Origin of the sequence: Balneatrix alpica DSM 16621, assembly GCF_000619885.1 — a bacterium.
GTDB lineage: Bacteria > Pseudomonadota > Gammaproteobacteria > Pseudomonadales > Balneatricaceae > Balneatrix > Balneatrix alpica.
Window position 1 is genome coordinate 34,982 of the sequence record NZ_JHUZ01000015.1, and the last position, 15,429, is coordinate 50,410.

A 15,429-nucleotide genomic window follows, 5' to 3' on the forward strand; every position below is an offset into this window, starting at 1 on the left:
ATAAACAAGGTGCAAGGGCATAGTCAAAAATTGTGCAATTATTGTTGTATCTGGTCTATTTCCAGCACTTTATTTTGCTCAAGCTGATCTTTTTTAAAGATCACCCGACTATTTGCAAATAAATCACCAGGGGCTAACGCAACACCTTGGCCTTTTAAAATTCGCACCTCTACTTCTAACTCTTGCTCAAGTGGGATACCCGCCCCCGTCATTGACTGATTATTATCCAGCTGTAATGTCAGCGGCCAATTTCCCAACGAATATTTAGCTGCGGCCAATGGCATGTTTTGCCCGGGCAAACGAATTAGTGCAAATAGAGTTTCGCTTCCCCGCAACTGGTTCTGCAAGCCTTCAGCCAGGCTAACCTCTAAGCGCAACACTGGCCCCACTTGATTGACAGCCGGAGCCTCAACGCTTTGCCCCAGTGCTTGCTGCGCCCGGGTAATTCCTACCTGCAAAGCCTCACGAGTCGAGCTGCTTTGCGTACCCTCTAACGCTCTCTGCCAAAAAGCAATTGCCTCCTGAAAAAGCCCCTGATCAAAGGCTGCGATTCCTAATAAACTCATTACTAAGGCATTATTAGCATCTTCTGCCAGGGTCTGATCAATAGCCGCTTTAACGTCTTGAGTAATACGATTACCGGATGCAAAGAAAAGTGCTTGAGCACGCTGGCCTAATACCTGCTTACGAACAGGTGCATCTGCTGGTAGTTGTTGCAACAGGTTTTGATAGCTGGTTGCAGCTTGTTCGAAGCGCCCTAACTCCATTTGTACGCCAGCCAACATAAACCAGTCTTCTAAGCCGCCCTGCCCTTGGGCCAAACGCTGCTGTAAGTTTTCTGCCAACTGTGCCGACGGTAAGCCGGCCTGCTCCTGTAACCACTGTCGTTGTGCTAAAGCAGGCGCAGCGCCTAATTTATGGTAAAGCCCCAGACTCACCAGAGCAGTCAGCGACACCAGCACAAACACCACAATCAAATGCAGGGGCCGACGCCGTTCTGCTACACCAGTTTCCTGCTGCGGCATGTCCGCCAATAGCGCCTGCTCAGTCTCTAGCTTGAGTGCCTGATAATCTTGCTCACTTAACTGCCCACGCCGCCACTCCAGTTGAAGATCCTCCAACTTTTGCCGGTACAGCAGGATGTTAGTCTGTTGGCGTAAATTCTGCTGATGACGTCCATATTGAAATAACGGCATTAGAATAAACCCCGCCCCCAACAGCACCATGAGGGCGATGGCAATCCACAAGGTCAACATAATTATTCCTTCTGGGAATCTAATAACTGCTGCAGACGCTCACGCTCCTGCGCAGATAGCTTATTTACCTGCTGACGACGGTGACGTCGGGCAAAAATCCAAACAACCATCCCGCCCAGTCCCAACACTAAAAAAGGACCAAACCATAATAACCAGGTGCGGGAGTCTACCTTGGGACGATACAGGACAAAGTCGCCATACCGAGCCACCATAAACTCTTTGATTTCCTGATCCGTGGCACCTTCATTTAGTAAACGCACGACTTGATCACGCAGATCTTTAGCGATACCTGCATCAGAGTCGGCAATATTCTGGTTTTGGCATTTAGGGCAGCGCAGCTCCCACGTCAGGGTTTGGTATCGTTGTTGCAAAGCCGGGTCATTAAAAGAGTGCACTTCGATCGCACTCCAGACTGCCGGGCTAAGTAACAGTAAGCCGAGTAACAGGACACGCCACATCAGGGGTTGTTCTCCAGCTGCTGATAAAGTGGCGCAAGTTTTTGTTGCCATACCTGATTATCCACCACCCCTACATGACGATACTGAATCACACCTTGCGCATCGACCAAGTATGTTTCAGGTGCTCCCGTCACCCCCAGGTCTAGCCCCAGGCGGCCACTTTCATCAACAATATTAAAAATATAAGGATCCCCCTTCTCGACTAGCCACTCTCTGGCTTTAGCCGTCTCGTCTTTATAGTTCAGGCCAATAATAGGGATACCCAACTTGGCTAACTCCACTAAATAAGGATGCTCTACATGACAAGACGGGCACCAAGTAGCCCACACGTTAACCAATACAGGGCCTTTCACATTGCTTTCAGTTAAGACTCCTTGATCAGGGTTCAATGCAGGCAGTGAAAAACTGGGAAATGCCTTCCCCAAGAGTACTGAAGGCAACTCTTGGGGATTTCGCGGTAGAGAATCCCAAAACAGATAACCCAGCGCAAAAGCAATGACCAAGGGAATAGCAACCAGAAATTTACGCATGCTGACCTGCCTCCACTGTCTCAGCTGCATCACGACGCTGTCGTTGGCGTGCCAAAGCATAACGCCGGTCCATCGCCGCAATCAGACCGCCAATCCCCATTAATAACCCACCCAGCCAAATCCAACGCACCAAGGGCTTGATATGCACCCTAACAGCCCAGGCTCCATCTTCTAATGGCTCACCCAAGGCGATATAGATATCCTCAAACAGGCTCGGGCGTATCGCTGCTTCAGTCATCACGGTGTTTTGCACCAAGTATTTGCGCTTTTCCGGATAGAGCTCAGCAATACGCTTGCCATCTCGGTAGATCTGGAAATGCCCACGATCAGATATGAAGTTAGGCCCCTCAAAATGGTGGGTACCGATAAACTTGATATCAAATCCCAGCACCGCGACCTTATCGCCGGCCTGCATACGCATATCTTGCTCCTGCGCATGCAATGACACCCAGGTCACCCCCATAATGGTCACGGCCAAGCCCAGGTGGGCCAGATGCATTCCCCAAAATCCACCAGACTGACGCCAACGCGTAACCGCGATGCGCTTACCCATTTCCAGCAAGGTGTTGGCCACTATCCACAAAGCCATTAAGGTTCCCAGGGCAGACAGCCATACCTCTTGTTCAAGCAGCAGACACAGGGTCCCACCCAATAAAGTGATCAGCAAAGGCCATAGTAGTTGGCGTCGCCACTGACTCCCTAGGTGACGCTTCCAACGTACCGCTATTCCAGCCCCCAATAACACAGACAAGATGGCAGTCAAGGGCACAAACAACAGATTAAAGTACGGGGGCCCCACTGACAGCTTACCCAGCTCCAAAGCATCACTCACCAAGGGATAGAGCGTGCCCAGCAAGACCACCACAGTCATCACCAGCAACAGCAGGTTGTTAAGCAGCAGCATGGTCTCTCGTGAGAACAGCTCAAAGGACGCCTGACTGGACAGCGAGGCGCCACGCCAAGCGTAAAGCAGGAAAGAGCCCCCCACCGTAATGGCTAACAGCATCAAAATGAAGTAACCGCGGCTAGGATCCGAGGCGAAGGCATGCACAGAAGTAAGCACACCAGAACGCACCAGGAAAGTGCCTAACAAGCTCAGAGAAAACGCCAGAATCGCCAATAACACTGTCCAGCTTTTAAATTCTCCACGCTTCTCAGTGACCGCGAGGCTATGCAGCAACGCTGTCCCCACTAACCAAGGCATAAAAGAGGCATTCTCAACCGGGTCCCAGAACCACCAGCCTCCCCAGCCCAGTTCGTAATAGGCCCACCAGGATCCTAGCGCTATCCCTATGGTTAAAAAGGTCCAAGCGGCATTAGTCCAAGGACGAGTCCAGCGCACCCAGGCTGCATCCACCCGCCCACTTAGCAAAGCCGCGATAGCAAAAGCAAAGGCAACCGAAAAGCCAACATAGCCCATATACAGCATCGGCGGATGCATGATTAGGCCAATGTCCTGCAATAACGGATTGAGGTCACGCCCATCGGCAGGAACATTGGGCAATAGCCGCGCAAACGGACTGGAGGTCAGCAGCATGAACAACAGGAAACCAACCGAGATCAATCCCATGATCGCCAGCACTCTGGCCTGAATATCCAAGGGCAGATGCTGACTACGCCAAGCCACCGCAAAAGTCCAACCAGATAAAATCAGCACCCATAGCAACATGGAGCCTTCATGGCCGCCCCAGACTGCACTGAATTTATAGTACCAGGGTAGCTGCGAGTTAGAGTTGGAGGCGACATAAGCCACACTGAAGTCATCAGTTACAAAAGCCCACACTAAGCACGCAAATGACAATGCGATGAAGACAAACTGACCATTCACCAGCGGAACGGCAAAGCGCATCCAGAAAGCATTACCGGACCAGGTTCCCCATAACGGTACCAGCGCCAACAATACCGACAGGCACAGCGCCAGAATTAAAGCCAATAAACCCAACTCAGGAATCATTTCAATTACCCTTGTTTGCCGCAGCAGCCTCACTGGCTTTTAAGGCTTCAGCCACCTCGGGTGGCATATAGTTTTCATCATGCTTGGCTAACACCTCATCCGCGATGAAAACCCCCTGCTCATTCATACTGCCCAGCGCCACTATGCCCTGCCCTTCACGGAACAAGTCCGGCAAGATGCCACTAAACTCAACCGCTATAATCTTGTCGTAATCGGTCAGCTCGAAGCGCACCAGTAGCGACTGGGGATCGCGCTGCACACTGCCATCTACCACCATCCCCCCAGCTCGAATACGTACTCCAGCTGGAGCTTCTCCAGCCACAATCTGCGCAGGGGAATAGAACAAATTAATATTCTGGCTCAATGCATAGAGAGTCAGACCTACCGCAATGGCTACCCCCAACACCAACAAGAGTACGGCTACTAACCGGCGTTGACGTTTCACATTCATAGAGGCCCCTCCACATCACTGCCAAACCGCTCTAAACGCTTACGTTGCTGCTGTTGGTAGTGTTTACCGGCCCGCAAAGGCAGCCAAACATTCAAGAGTAAAACCAAGAACGCTACCAGATAGCTAATCCACACATAGAGGCCATGCCCATCCATATGTAAAAAGGCTGCAAAATCAGAGAAGTACATCAGGATGGCTCCTGCTTCAATAAGAGAGTCTGCACCCAGCCACTCGCTCGCTCACGTTGTAAAATTTCATTACGTGTACGAATAAAGAGCACAAAGGTAAAAAATAAGTAGAAGCCAATCACCATCACCAGCAGTGGCAACCACATTTCAACTGGCATCGCGGGCTTTTCAGTAAGCGTGAAGGTGGCGGGCTGATGAAGTGTATTCCACCACTCCACCGAGTATTTAATGATGGGAATGTTCACCACCCCTACCAAGCTCAAAATAGCAGTAGCCTGGGCGGCCAGCTGACGATCACTAATAGCAGAGTGAAGCGCCATAATTCCCAGATACAAAAACAACAGAATCAGCATGGCAGTTAAGCGAGCATCCCACACCCACCAAGCTCCCCAAGTTGGCTTACCCCAGACAGCACCGGTCAAAAGTGCTAAAAATGCGAAGCTAGCGCCGATGGGCGCACAACACTTTGCCACCATCTCAGCCATCTTCATTTTCCAAATCAAACCAATAGCCCCCGCAACAGCCATCAGCACATACACTGACTGGGCTAAGAAAGCAGCGGGCACATGAATATAGATAATGCGAAAACTATTGCCCTGCTGATAATCTGCCGGTGCAAACGCTAACCCCCACACTGTTCCGACCAGCAAAAATGCCAGGGACAGCCCTGCGAGCCAGGGCAACCAGCGACCACTAAAATCATAAAACCACTTAGGTGAGCCTAGCTGATAAAACCACTTCGGCATCAGTTGTGCTTTTGCCATGCCATTACTACCCATTTGCACTAATACGTAATGCAGCCGCTATCGCCCAGGGTGCCAGCGTAAGCGCCAATACCAATAGGGCGGCTAACACCGCTAGCTGTCCTGTGATTGCCATCCCCGCGCTGGCAGCGGTTACACTACCTGCCCCAAATACTAAGACTGGGATATAGAGCGGCAGAATAATTAGTGACAACAGGATACCTCCACGCTTTAGCCCTACCACCAAGGCCGCACCTATTGCCCCCAAAAGACATAACGTCGGGGTGCCCAACAACAGGCTCAAAGCCAATGCTGAATATGCCTGCTCCGGCAAATTTAACATCAGCGCCAATACCGGCGCCGCCAAGGTGAGGGGGAGTCCGGTAACTAGCCAGTACGCCACCACCTTAGCAGTGACTAGCCAAGCCAAGGGCAATTCACTTACCAGCAGCTGTTCCAGCGCCCCCTCATCAAAATCCCCTTTAAACACCATATCCATGGATAACAAAGTGGCTAAAAGTGCGGCGACCCACAAAATACCGGGCGCCAGCTGTGCCAAAAACTTAGGTTCCGGACTGACTGCAAGAGGAAACAGTGTCACGACCATCACAAAGAACATCAAGGGATTGAGCCACTCCAGGCGATTGCGCATCGCCAAAGTAAGATCCCGCTGCAACAAGCACCACCAGCCCCGCCACCAACTTCCCTGCGGCCCCTTTTCTGACGCTTCAGTCAAGCTGAGCTCCTCCCTTACCATCCAAACTCAAGCGTCGACAGCTAAAATCTGCAGATAATTCATGGTGGGTGGTAAAAATCACACTGCCTCCCGCGGCAGCCTTTGCCTGAAGATGCTGCTCAAGTGCTTGCACCCCTTTACGATCGATCGCCGTAAAGGGTTCATCTAAAACCCATAAAGGAGCTGTGGTCATATACAATCGCGCAAGATTAACCCGGCGCTGTTGCCCTGCTGAGAGTTGGTAGCAAGGTACATCTTCGTAACGAGCCAACCCTACTTGACTTAATGCCTGGCGGGCTTGTTCAGCCTGTAAATGAGGTTGCAACCCCGCTAACCAACGGAGATTCTCTAAAGGAGTCAGAGCAGCCTTTATGCCCGTACCATGGCCACAATAAAGCATTTGGGAGAAATACTCCGCCTGTACCTCTGCCAACGGCTGCCCTTGCCAGTACAATTCGCCAGCACTTAGGCGCAACAAACGGCCTATACACTTGAGCAAGGTGGTTTTGCCCGCACCATTGGGCCCTTCCACTTGCAGGACTTCCCCCGCTGCCAAACTAAAACTAAGCTGTCGGAATAACAGGCGATCATCCCGCTCCATTCCCAATTGCTTGGCTTGCAGCAATATGGCCGTCACCCTGCTCTTTCTCCTTTTGCCAGAAAGGCGCAGATTATATAGAAATAAAACCAGAGCGTCCTGACTTGGCACAACAAAGCGCATGAACATTAGTCTGCCAGCATTACTCCAACCCAGCTTGATACTGACATCCAAGCCTGAAGGTGCTTTAGCATCAAAACCTTCGTCGCAGCCTGCTACAGGCTCAGTATTCAAAGCTCAGGTATTAATGAGCCTGCCTATGCCCAATGGCGGCAGCCAGGTTCAATTGCGTACTGCTAACGGACAACAACTACAAGCATTTAGCCAATTACCTTTGCAGAGCGGTCAAGAGGTCACTTTACGTGCACAAACCCCTACCCAGCTACAGCTGGTTGGTGGTGGGCTCAGTCAAGAACTTAGTACCCTGCAACAGGGACTACGCCAAGCCCTACCGCGTCAACTGGAACCCGGGCAACTACAGAACTTACTAGCCCTACTCAAATTACCGGCACAGAGTTTAGGCATCAGCCCTCAAGCTTGGCAGGCGCTGCATAGACTAAGCGAAGGACTGCCGAATAGGGAGAGTTTGAAACAGCCGGACACACTTCGACAAGCTGTGCAAGACAGCGGTTTCTTTAGCGAAACACGTTTACTGAAAGGGCAGGATGTAAGCCGCGACCATAAGGTCCAACTGCTACAACTGGCTGCCCTGCTACCCGACAACCACCCGCTTAAAAAACTGGTTGAAGGTCGTCTGGCCAAAGTGCAAGTCAGCCAAATTCAAAATCTACTGCGCCAAGAACCGCAACAAGACTCCCAGCAGTTACAACTGCTCATCAATAACCAGCAACAACTCGAAGCCTTAGACTGGCGGATTCAGCGGCGTGAGCACAGCTTGGCGGAAGAAGAAGAGCCCCAGCGTCATTGGCAGATCGATATCGAACTGGAACCCGACCAGGAAGGAAAGCTGCACTTACGCCTTGATTGGCAACACTCCCTAGCGATCACACTCTGGGTACCTAATCAGACTTGGCAACAGCGCATTTCAAAAGCTGATTGGGATCAGCTGGCCCAGCACTTACAGCAGCGTGGTATTCCGGTGCAGCTCTGCCAATGCTTTATTGGCGAGCCCCCTAGCAGCGCTCAAACAAGCAACACCCATACGCCGTTGATTGATACACGTGCCTAAGCAGAGCATTAAATATGAAAAAAAAGGTCAAACTTGCTACAGCACTAGAATATAAGCACGGTGAGGATCGAGCTCCTCGCGTGACTGCCATCGGTAGTGGCTATATTGCTGAAGCCATCATAAAACTTGCCCAAGAACACAACATTCCGCTACATGAAAGCCCTGAAGTAGCAGCCATGCTAAGCCAATTGGAACCTGGTGATGAAATTCCCGAACAGCTCTATATTGCAGTCGCTGAGATTTTGGCATTCATCTACAACCTGAGTGATGCCAAACAACGAGAAAAGGGGCTAACGCCCCCCACTTAAAACCGCACTCAAAAAGCTAAGATTGACGAACACGCTTACGCGGCTCAGGACGCACTTCTCGATGTAATAATGCAATCAGTTCGGCCTCTGGACGCCCAATCCCACAGTTGACGATCACATCATCCACAGAAGCCCCCATCTCCATTAGCTTGGCCGCTTGAGTAATAGCTGCACCACCGCTCTCACGCCCCTCCATTCGTTGCTGACGCTCGACGGTTTGGTTCAAACGCTTTTCCACATCAACTAAGCGTTGCCCCACACCAATGGTGCTATGACTCATTAAATCGACCTCGCTACGCAACAGGGTCAACAGGGCCTGATACTGACGTTGCTGCTGCACCAAACGCACACAGGCCCAGATCGCTAAGATCAGGGCCAAGATCGCAAGCACACCTATGCCGATTAATACTCCAGCGCTAAACGAGGCTGTCATCATTATCCTATCCGGGGTTGCCGCCATACCTTGCAGCAGGGCTAATCACTGATCAGAGATTGGCAATTTCAGCCCACTCATCTTCTGTCATCAGCTTATCTAGCTCAACCAGAATGAGCAAACGGTCATTCTTATGGCAAACCCCATGGATAAACTTAGCACTCTCTTCATTACCTAAGGCAGGAGGACTCTCAATTTCAGATTGGCTGAGATAGACCACCTCGGCCACGGCATCCACCAGTATCCCCACCACCTGATGATTCACTTCGATGATAATGATACGAGAGTTATCAGTAATTTCAGCGGGCACCAGACCAAAACGCTGGCGAGTGTCGATTACCGTCACCACATTGCCACGCAAGTTGATAATACCCAGCACATAAGAAGGGGCACCTGGCACAGGAGCAATGTCGGTATAGCGCAACACTTCCTGTACCTGCATTACGTTGACACCGTACACTTCCCGATCCAACCGGAACGTCACCCACTGCAAAACAGTATCGTTGGTCACTTTAGAATGATTGCTGGCCATAGCTTATCCTCGGTATTACAAGGCGCACTCGAGGCGCTCACCTCAACTTATTATTGGAGTTCCCAGCCACCTGGCCGGCCTGCTTAGGAAAATTCTTATCGTCCGCGTTTAATAACTGCCCTAACATGGCAATGTCCATTACCGCACACATATGGTCTATTACCGTACCAGCCAACCAGGGACGCTTACCCCGCTCAGTGCGCCAGCGAATCTGATCAGGCTCTAGGGTGATCGCTTCTGCCACTTCATGACAAGCTAACCCCCAGTCACATCCTTCGATCAAAATCACATAACGCATGCCCTGGCGATAATCTTCCTGATACTTCTCTGGCATCACCCATAAGGCGGTATCTACTACCTTGATCATGCGTCCACTATGGCCCGGCAACAACCCCATAAACCAGGGTGCCTGCCCAAATAAAGGCGTCAACCCTTTCTCCGAAAGTGTCAAAACCCCTCCAAGGGATACTAAAGGCACTGCGAGCTTCAAGCCTGCGACATTGAACATCAAACACTCAAACCGTCCCTGCCCCCATTGTGGACGCTCATTTGCCGGCGGTGGTATGGCCCCCGCACCATTACCCTGTTGCGGGAGTGGCTCAAACTCATTTGGCTGCGCCGCTGGCTTAGCAGGTGTAAGCTCTTTTTTCGGTGCAGGTGCAGGTGCAGGTGCAGGTGCAGGTGCAGGTGCAGGTGCAGGTGCAGGTGCAGGTGCAGGTGCAGGTGATTCGACCACAGCCGGTTCATCCTCCACAACCGGCATATCATTCAGCAGTGCATCCAGATAGGTTTCTAAGGCTAGCTTGGCTTCCGATTGGGTGGTGGACTTAAGCTTACTCATAGGCTTCCTCTAACACAGAGGCAGGCACCTGCTCATCCTCACCAGACAAACTTTTCAACAGCATATTGTAAGCCCGTACTCCACGACTGCCCGCATCCAACGCTGAGGGCACAACCCCTGCAGTGCTCGCGTTACGAAATTTAGTGTCTATCGGGATAACTGCATTAGCCACATATTCAGGGTAACTATTACGAATCATCCTCAAGCTTTGTACGGACGCCTGTGTGCGTCTGTCATAAAAAGTTGGCAATACCGTAAAGGGCAGTGGTCTTTTCCGTGCCTTATTAACCAACAGCAAGGTCCGCATCATTCGCTCTAGCCCTTTGATGGCCAAAAACTCCGTCTGTACAGGAATGATCAACCGCTCACAAGCTGCCATAGCATTGACCATTAGTACTCCTAATACAGGTGGACTATCTAAGATCACATGGTCAAATTGATCCCATAAACTGACAAGCGCCTTCGATACCACCAACCCCATGCCATCTTGACCGGTGGCTTGACGCTCCAATGTGGCCATAGCCGTGGATGCACCAATCAAAGAAATATTAGGGTGACTGGTTTCCAGCAACAAAGACTCTGCCAAACCCTGCCCTAATAACTGACTTTGCTTAAACAAGTCATAAGCACTACCTTCGAGCTGATCCGGGTCATAACGAAAATAGCTCGTTAAAGAGCCATGGGGATCCAAGTCTAACGTAAGTACAGACTTGCCTTGATCGGCCAGCAGTCCCGCTAGAGTTACTACCGTTGTTGTCTTACCAACCCCTCCTTTTTGGTTGGCTACCGCCCAAATACGCATGTCCTTACCCCTGCACGGCCTTTACGATTCGACCGCCCATTTCTTCCAGGTCGAGAATCTCATCGGCTAAATTCGCTTTGACGACTGCCATTGGCATTCCATAAATAACGCAGGTTCGTTCACTCTGGGCCCAAACCAAACTACCCGTTTCTTTCAACATTCGTGAACCTTCTCGACCGTCAGCCCCCATCCCCGTTAATACTAAAGCCAATACTTTGCCTGGGAACTGCTTCGCTGCTGAACCAAAGGTAACATCGACTGACGGCTTGTAATTCAGACGCTCATCGCCCGGTAAAATGCGCACCCTCGCACCTTGCCGCTGCTCCACCATCATTTGTTTTCCCCCTGGAGCAAGTAATGCCACCCCTGGGCGAAGCTCATCACCATCCTCAGCCTCTTTAACCTGAATCTGGCAGAGTTGGTTAAGTCGTTCTGCAAAAGCTTTGGTAAAGGCGGCTGGCATATGCTGAACCAATACAATCGGAACTGGAAAAGATGCAGGCAGCTTAGTCAACACTTCCTGAAGCGCAACAGGCCCTCCAGTAGAAGTACCTATCGCCAATAATTGTACTTTCTTACCCAGGGCTCTACTGATAGGTGTAGGAGGGGGAGCAACCGGTGCCGGACGAGGTGGCGTAGCGCTTGTAGTACTCGCAGGGCGGGCAGCACGTAAAGCCGACACCCCGGTAGAACCAACCGGACTTGGAGCCTGAGCGCTGCGGGGCTGCGCGCTGGAGTAGTCGCTCACACTGGGAGCAAACGCGCGACGGCGGCTAGTTGCTACAGCATAAACCTTATCCCGTAAGCTTCGCTCCATTTGCTCACGATTACGGGAAAAGTCATCAAAATTTTTCGGCAAATAATCTACCGCTCCAGCCTCTAAAGCCTGAAGCGTAATACGTGCTCCTTCGTATGTAAGAGAGGAAAACATCAACACCGGCGTAGGACGCCGCTTCATGATCTCGGTAACAGCAGAAATACCATCCATCGACGGCATTTCATAATCCATGGTAATAACATCAGGTGACAATTGAACCGCTTTATCAATTGCCACCCGACCATTGTCTGCAGTACCTACCACACGAAAACGCGGATCAGCCTCCAGTATTTCCGTTACTCGCCGACGAAAGAAAGCCGAGTCATCTACCACCAACACGGTGATGGGCATTATTAAACTCCTACCTAAGGCGAACTAACGCCCATTACTCAGGAACGAGAAGCATAATGCTTCAAAAGACTAGGCAAATCCAAGATCAACGCAATACGTCCGTCACCGGTAATGGTTGCTCCAGAAATACCTGGCGTTCCGTGTAACATCTTGCCAAGGGGTTTAATCACGACTTCTTCTTGCCCTACCAGCTGATCAACAACAAAACCAACTCGCTGAGTGCCCACATTCACGATGACCACATGACCGGTTTTAGCACGCTTTTCATCCCGGGGCATATCAACCAACCAACGATGCAAATAGAACAGGGGCAGGGGCTTCTCTCTCACCACTACCACTTCCTGGCCATCCACCACATTGGTCTTAGTCAGATCCAGATTGAAGATCTCATTGACATTCACCAGCGGCAAAGCAAATGCTTGATTATCCAGCATAATCATCAGGGTCGGCATAATGGCCAAGGTTAAGGGTACCTTGATCTCTATACGCGATCCTTTGCCTTTTATTGACTTAACACTGAGTGAGCCATTGAGCTGGGTGATCTTTGTTTTCACCACATCCATACCCACACCACGACCAGATACATCCGAAATCTCGGTCTTAGTGGAGAAGCCTGGTGCAAAAATCAGATGGAAACACTCTGTGTCAGAAAGACGCTCTGCAGCATCGGCATCTAACACGCCTTTCTCTACCGCTTTTTGACGCAATTTTTCCGGATCCATACCTGCGCCATCGTCATCGATGGACAACAAAATATGATCCCCTTCCTGCTGGGCAGAAAGTATCACTGTCCCACCACGAGGTTTACCGGCTTGTTCCCGGACATCAGGAGACTCTACGCCGTGATCAACTGCATTGCGTACCAAGTGGACAAGCGGATCAGCCAAGGCTTCTACTAGGTTCTTATCCAAATCGGTTTCTTCACCGATTAACTCCAGATTCACCTCTTTTTTCAGTGTTCTGGCCAAATCACGCACAACCCTGGGGAAACGACCAAACACCTTTTTAATCGGCTGCATTCGGGTCTTCATCACAGATGTCTGCAAATCACCCGTGACAACATCCAAGCTCGCCACTGCTTTGGCTAACTCTTCGTCGTCATTCTTCATACCAATTCGCACCAAGCGGTTACGAACCAATACCAACTCACCCACCATATTCATGATGTCATCAAGGCGCTTGGTATCAACACGCACCGTTGTTTCTGCAGCAGGCGCTTTATCTGCTGCAGCCTTGGCCGGCGCGGCAGGAGCTGCTGCCGGTACGCGGGCAGCGGGCGCCTCCACTTTTGCGGGTGCCGCAGGTGCTGCAGGCTTAACAGGTGCGACTGGCTTAGTAGCCGCAGGCGCAGGCGCAGGTTTAGTCACAGGCGCAGCAGCTGGTTTGGCTGCGGCAGCCGGCTTAACCGCAGGCGGAGTTGCTGGTTTGGCAGGCTCCGGAGCTTTTACTGGTTTTGTTTCAGGTGCAGAGGCTGCAGGTGCTTCTTCTCCCTGGAAGTGCGCAAACGCGCCTTTCCCCTGCCCCTGCAACTCATCCATTAACTTATCGAACTCATCGTCTGTAATGAGATCTTCATTGCCACTTTTGCTCTCGCTGACAGGTGCGGCAGCAGGCGCACTGGGCTCTTCTTCAGCTTGCTGGGGTACGCCAGCATGCTTACCTTCTCCATGCAGCTGATCGAGCAAGGCTTCAAACTCATCATCAGTGATGTCACCTGAGTCTTCGGCCACCGGCGCGGGGGCCACAGGTGTAGACTCCGCCACCACAGAGGGGCCTTTTCCTGCACCATGCAGCTCATCTAGCAGATGCTCAAACTCATCCTCAGTGATTTCATCTCCACTAGCGGTAGTTTCTTCTACCTCAGACTGAGCAACTTCCGCCGCTTCCTGTTCATCTGAAATCACCTGGAGCAAGTGCTCAAACTCATCGTCAGAGATATCGCCAGACGGCTCTACCTCTGACGAAGTCTCTTCCTCTACAACATATTCAGGCTCTTCGTATGCTGCCTCTGCCGCCACGGCATTCTCATCTTCCGGCTCAGCCAAAAGAGATAATGCATGGAGTAAGTTTGGATCGGCAGGAGTCGGCTCTTGCCCAGAGCGCACCTGCTCAAACATAGCATTAACAGTATCAAGAGCCTGAAGGACGACATCCATCAGCTCAGAAGTCACTCTGCGTTTACCATTACGCAGAATATCGAAGACGTTCTCCGCTATATGACAACAATCCACCAGGGCGGTGAGTTGTAAAAAGCCAGCTCCCCCTTTGACTGTATGAAAACCACGGAAAATGGCGTTCAGCAGATCACGATCTTCAGGACGCTGTTCCAGGTCCACAAGTTGCTCAGAGAGCAGCTCAAGAATTTCGCCTGCCTCGACCAGAAAGTCCTGAAGAATTTCTTCATCTACTTCTAAGCTCATCCGGCCGCTCCTCAGAATCCGAGACTCGACAACAGGTCATCTACTTCGTCCTGGCCGGATACCACATCCTTTTTGCCGGCACTAGGCAGCTGAGGACCTTCGCCTTTCTGCTTGTGTTGCTGATTTCGTTCTTCAACATCAACCATGTCATGCTTGATGCCAGTAATACAATCAACCTTACCAGCCATGCGCACCATGCTTACCAAGCTACGCTCTACTTCTGTCACGAGCGTAATAACACGCTTGATCAATTGACCAGTTAAGTCCTGATAACCCTGAGCCATCAGGATTTCAGTTAGATTGGAGTTCAGGGTAGTTGAGCCTTTTTCGACCTCAGTCAAGAAGTCGGAAGTACGCTTGAATAGCTCACGAAACGCCTGAGCATCCATTTCCCGCTTAACTAACTTCGACCAGTCTTTACGCAGCATTTGTGCCTGATTACCAAGCTGATCCGCCAAGGGCACACACATATCCACCATATCCATGGTGCGATTAGCCGCATTACTGGTGAGTTCAAGTACATAGCTCAGGCGCTCAGACGCATCAGCTATGTTGTTGACTTCCGCCGCATTGGTTGCATTAGCAACAATCGGATTGTGTTCCATATCGTTATGGAACGACTTGATTGACTCATGCAGCGCTCGTGTCAGCTTACCCACTTCATGATAGAGCGCCTCGTTACGCGCTTCACTCAAACGGTGGATGACCTGAATGGCCCCGCTGAAATCGCCATTTTCAAGCTGCCCCACAATCTCATCAGCCCCTTTACGCAGGGTCTGCTCAAAATCGTGCAGCTCTACTGTTTCTTTTCCCGTCATATCA

The 15,429-nt window shown here is 51.0% G+C and carries 18 protein-coding genes; 2 read left to right on the forward strand and 16 right to left on the reverse strand.

All coding sequences use genetic code 11. From position 1 onward, the window contains the following. Positions 1-38: 38 nt before the first annotated feature. Genes ccmI through ccmA form a run of 9 tightly spaced genes read right to left on the reverse strand, consistent with a single transcriptional unit; the run spans position 39 to position 6,953 of the window. Complete coding sequence (ccmI, locus tag Q334_RS0107700; protein ID WP_027312696.1) at positions 39-1,256, reverse strand: c-type cytochrome biogenesis protein CcmI; 1,218 nt, start codon at positions 1,254-1,256, stop codon at positions 39-41. 2 nt (positions 1,257-1,258) lie between these two features. Continuing rightward, complete coding sequence (locus Q334_RS0107705) at positions 1,259-1,714, reverse strand: cytochrome c-type biogenesis protein (protein ID WP_027312697.1); 456 nt, start codon at positions 1,712-1,714, stop codon at positions 1,259-1,261. Then, entirely contained in the window at positions 1,714-2,244 is a 531-nt protein-coding gene (locus Q334_RS0107710; protein WP_027312698.1) for a DsbE family thiol:disulfide interchange protein, read from the reverse strand. The genes Q334_RS0107705 and Q334_RS0107710 overlap by 1 nt, the downstream gene beginning before the upstream one ends. Next, positions 2,237-4,198: a heme lyase CcmF/NrfE family subunit gene (locus Q334_RS0107715; protein WP_027312699.1), complete on the reverse strand. Its 1,962-nt coding sequence runs from the start codon at positions 4,196-4,198 to the stop codon at positions 2,237-2,239. Before Q334_RS0107715 ends, Q334_RS0107710 begins: the two co-directional genes overlap by 8 nt. Before the next feature lies 1 nt (position 4,199). Next, entirely contained in the window at positions 4,200-4,649 is a 450-nt protein-coding gene (ccmE, locus tag Q334_RS0107720) for a cytochrome c maturation protein CcmE (protein WP_027312700.1), read from the reverse strand. Next, a complete protein-coding gene (gene ccmD, locus Q334_RS0107725; RefSeq protein ID WP_027312701.1) occupies positions 4,646-4,837 on the reverse strand; it encodes a heme exporter protein CcmD in 192 nt (63 codons plus the stop codon). The genes ccmE and ccmD overlap by 4 nt, the downstream gene beginning before the upstream one ends. Beyond that, entirely contained in the window at positions 4,837-5,601 is a 765-nt protein-coding gene (locus Q334_RS0107730) for a heme ABC transporter permease (protein WP_027312702.1), read from the reverse strand. The genes ccmD and Q334_RS0107730 overlap by 1 nt, the downstream gene beginning before the upstream one ends. A gap of 7 nt (positions 5,602-5,608) precedes the next feature. Then, complete coding sequence (ccmB, locus tag Q334_RS0107735) at positions 5,609-6,316, reverse strand: heme exporter protein CcmB (protein ID WP_376836808.1); 708 nt, start codon at positions 6,314-6,316, stop codon at positions 5,609-5,611. After that, positions 6,309-6,953, reverse strand: coding sequence for a cytochrome c biogenesis heme-transporting ATPase CcmA (gene ccmA / locus Q334_RS0107740; protein ID WP_027312704.1), 645 nt, complete (start codon positions 6,951-6,953; stop codon positions 6,309-6,311). Before ccmA ends, ccmB begins: the two co-directional genes overlap by 8 nt. Positions 6,954-7,161: 208 nt before the next feature. On the opposite strand from ccmA, the gene Q334_RS0107745 reads away from it, so the two are divergent. Both Q334_RS0107745 and Q334_RS18425 read left to right on the forward strand, forming a co-directional pair. Then, on the forward strand, positions 7,162-8,103 hold the full coding sequence (locus Q334_RS0107745) for a flagellar hook-length control protein FliK (protein WP_162157425.1): 942 nt from the start codon (positions 7,162-7,164) through the stop codon (positions 8,101-8,103). 14 nt (positions 8,104-8,117) lie between these two features. After that, positions 8,118-8,411, forward strand: coding sequence for an EscU/YscU/HrcU family type III secretion system export apparatus switch protein (locus Q334_RS18425; RefSeq protein WP_035461119.1), 294 nt, complete (start codon positions 8,118-8,120; stop codon positions 8,409-8,411). A gap of 16 nt (positions 8,412-8,427) precedes the next feature. Here the strand turns inward: Q334_RS18425 and Q334_RS18430 are convergent, their stop codons facing one another. The 7 genes from Q334_RS18430 to Q334_RS0107785 are packed head-to-tail and all read right to left on the reverse strand — an operon-like array spanning position 8,428 to position 15,425. After that, on the reverse strand, positions 8,428-8,847 hold the full coding sequence (locus Q334_RS18430; protein ID WP_245593669.1) for a DUF2802 domain-containing protein: 420 nt from the start codon (positions 8,845-8,847) through the stop codon (positions 8,428-8,430). Positions 8,848-8,896: 49 nt separating this feature from the next. Further along, positions 8,897-9,376, reverse strand: a complete 480-nt coding sequence (locus tag Q334_RS0107760) for a chemotaxis protein CheW (RefSeq protein WP_027312706.1) — start codon at positions 9,374-9,376, stop codon at positions 8,897-8,899. Between the two features lie 37 nt (positions 9,377-9,413). Next, on the reverse strand, positions 9,414-10,217 hold the full coding sequence (locus Q334_RS18435) for a chemotaxis protein CheW (RefSeq protein ID WP_051527618.1): 804 nt from the start codon (positions 10,215-10,217) through the stop codon (positions 9,414-9,416). Beyond that, entirely contained in the window at positions 10,210-11,019 is an 810-nt protein-coding gene (locus Q334_RS0107770) for a ParA family protein (RefSeq protein WP_027312707.1), read from the reverse strand. Before Q334_RS0107770 ends, Q334_RS18435 begins: the two co-directional genes overlap by 8 nt. Before the next feature lie 4 nt (positions 11,020-11,023). Continuing rightward, a complete protein-coding gene (locus tag Q334_RS0107775) occupies positions 11,024-12,187 on the reverse strand; it encodes a protein-glutamate methylesterase/protein-glutamine glutaminase (protein ID WP_027312708.1) in 1,164 nt (387 codons plus the stop codon). 38 nt (positions 12,188-12,225) lie between these two features. Further along, complete coding sequence (locus Q334_RS0107780) at positions 12,226-14,607, reverse strand: chemotaxis protein CheA (protein WP_027312709.1); 2,382 nt, start codon at positions 14,605-14,607, stop codon at positions 12,226-12,228. 11 nt (positions 14,608-14,618) lie between these two features. Beyond that, the gene (locus tag Q334_RS0107785) at positions 14,619-15,425 is read right to left on the reverse strand and encodes a protein phosphatase CheZ (protein ID WP_027312710.1); all 807 of its coding nucleotides are present in this window, start codon (positions 15,423-15,425) and stop codon (positions 14,619-14,621) included. Between the last annotated feature and the right edge of the window lie 4 nt (positions 15,426-15,429).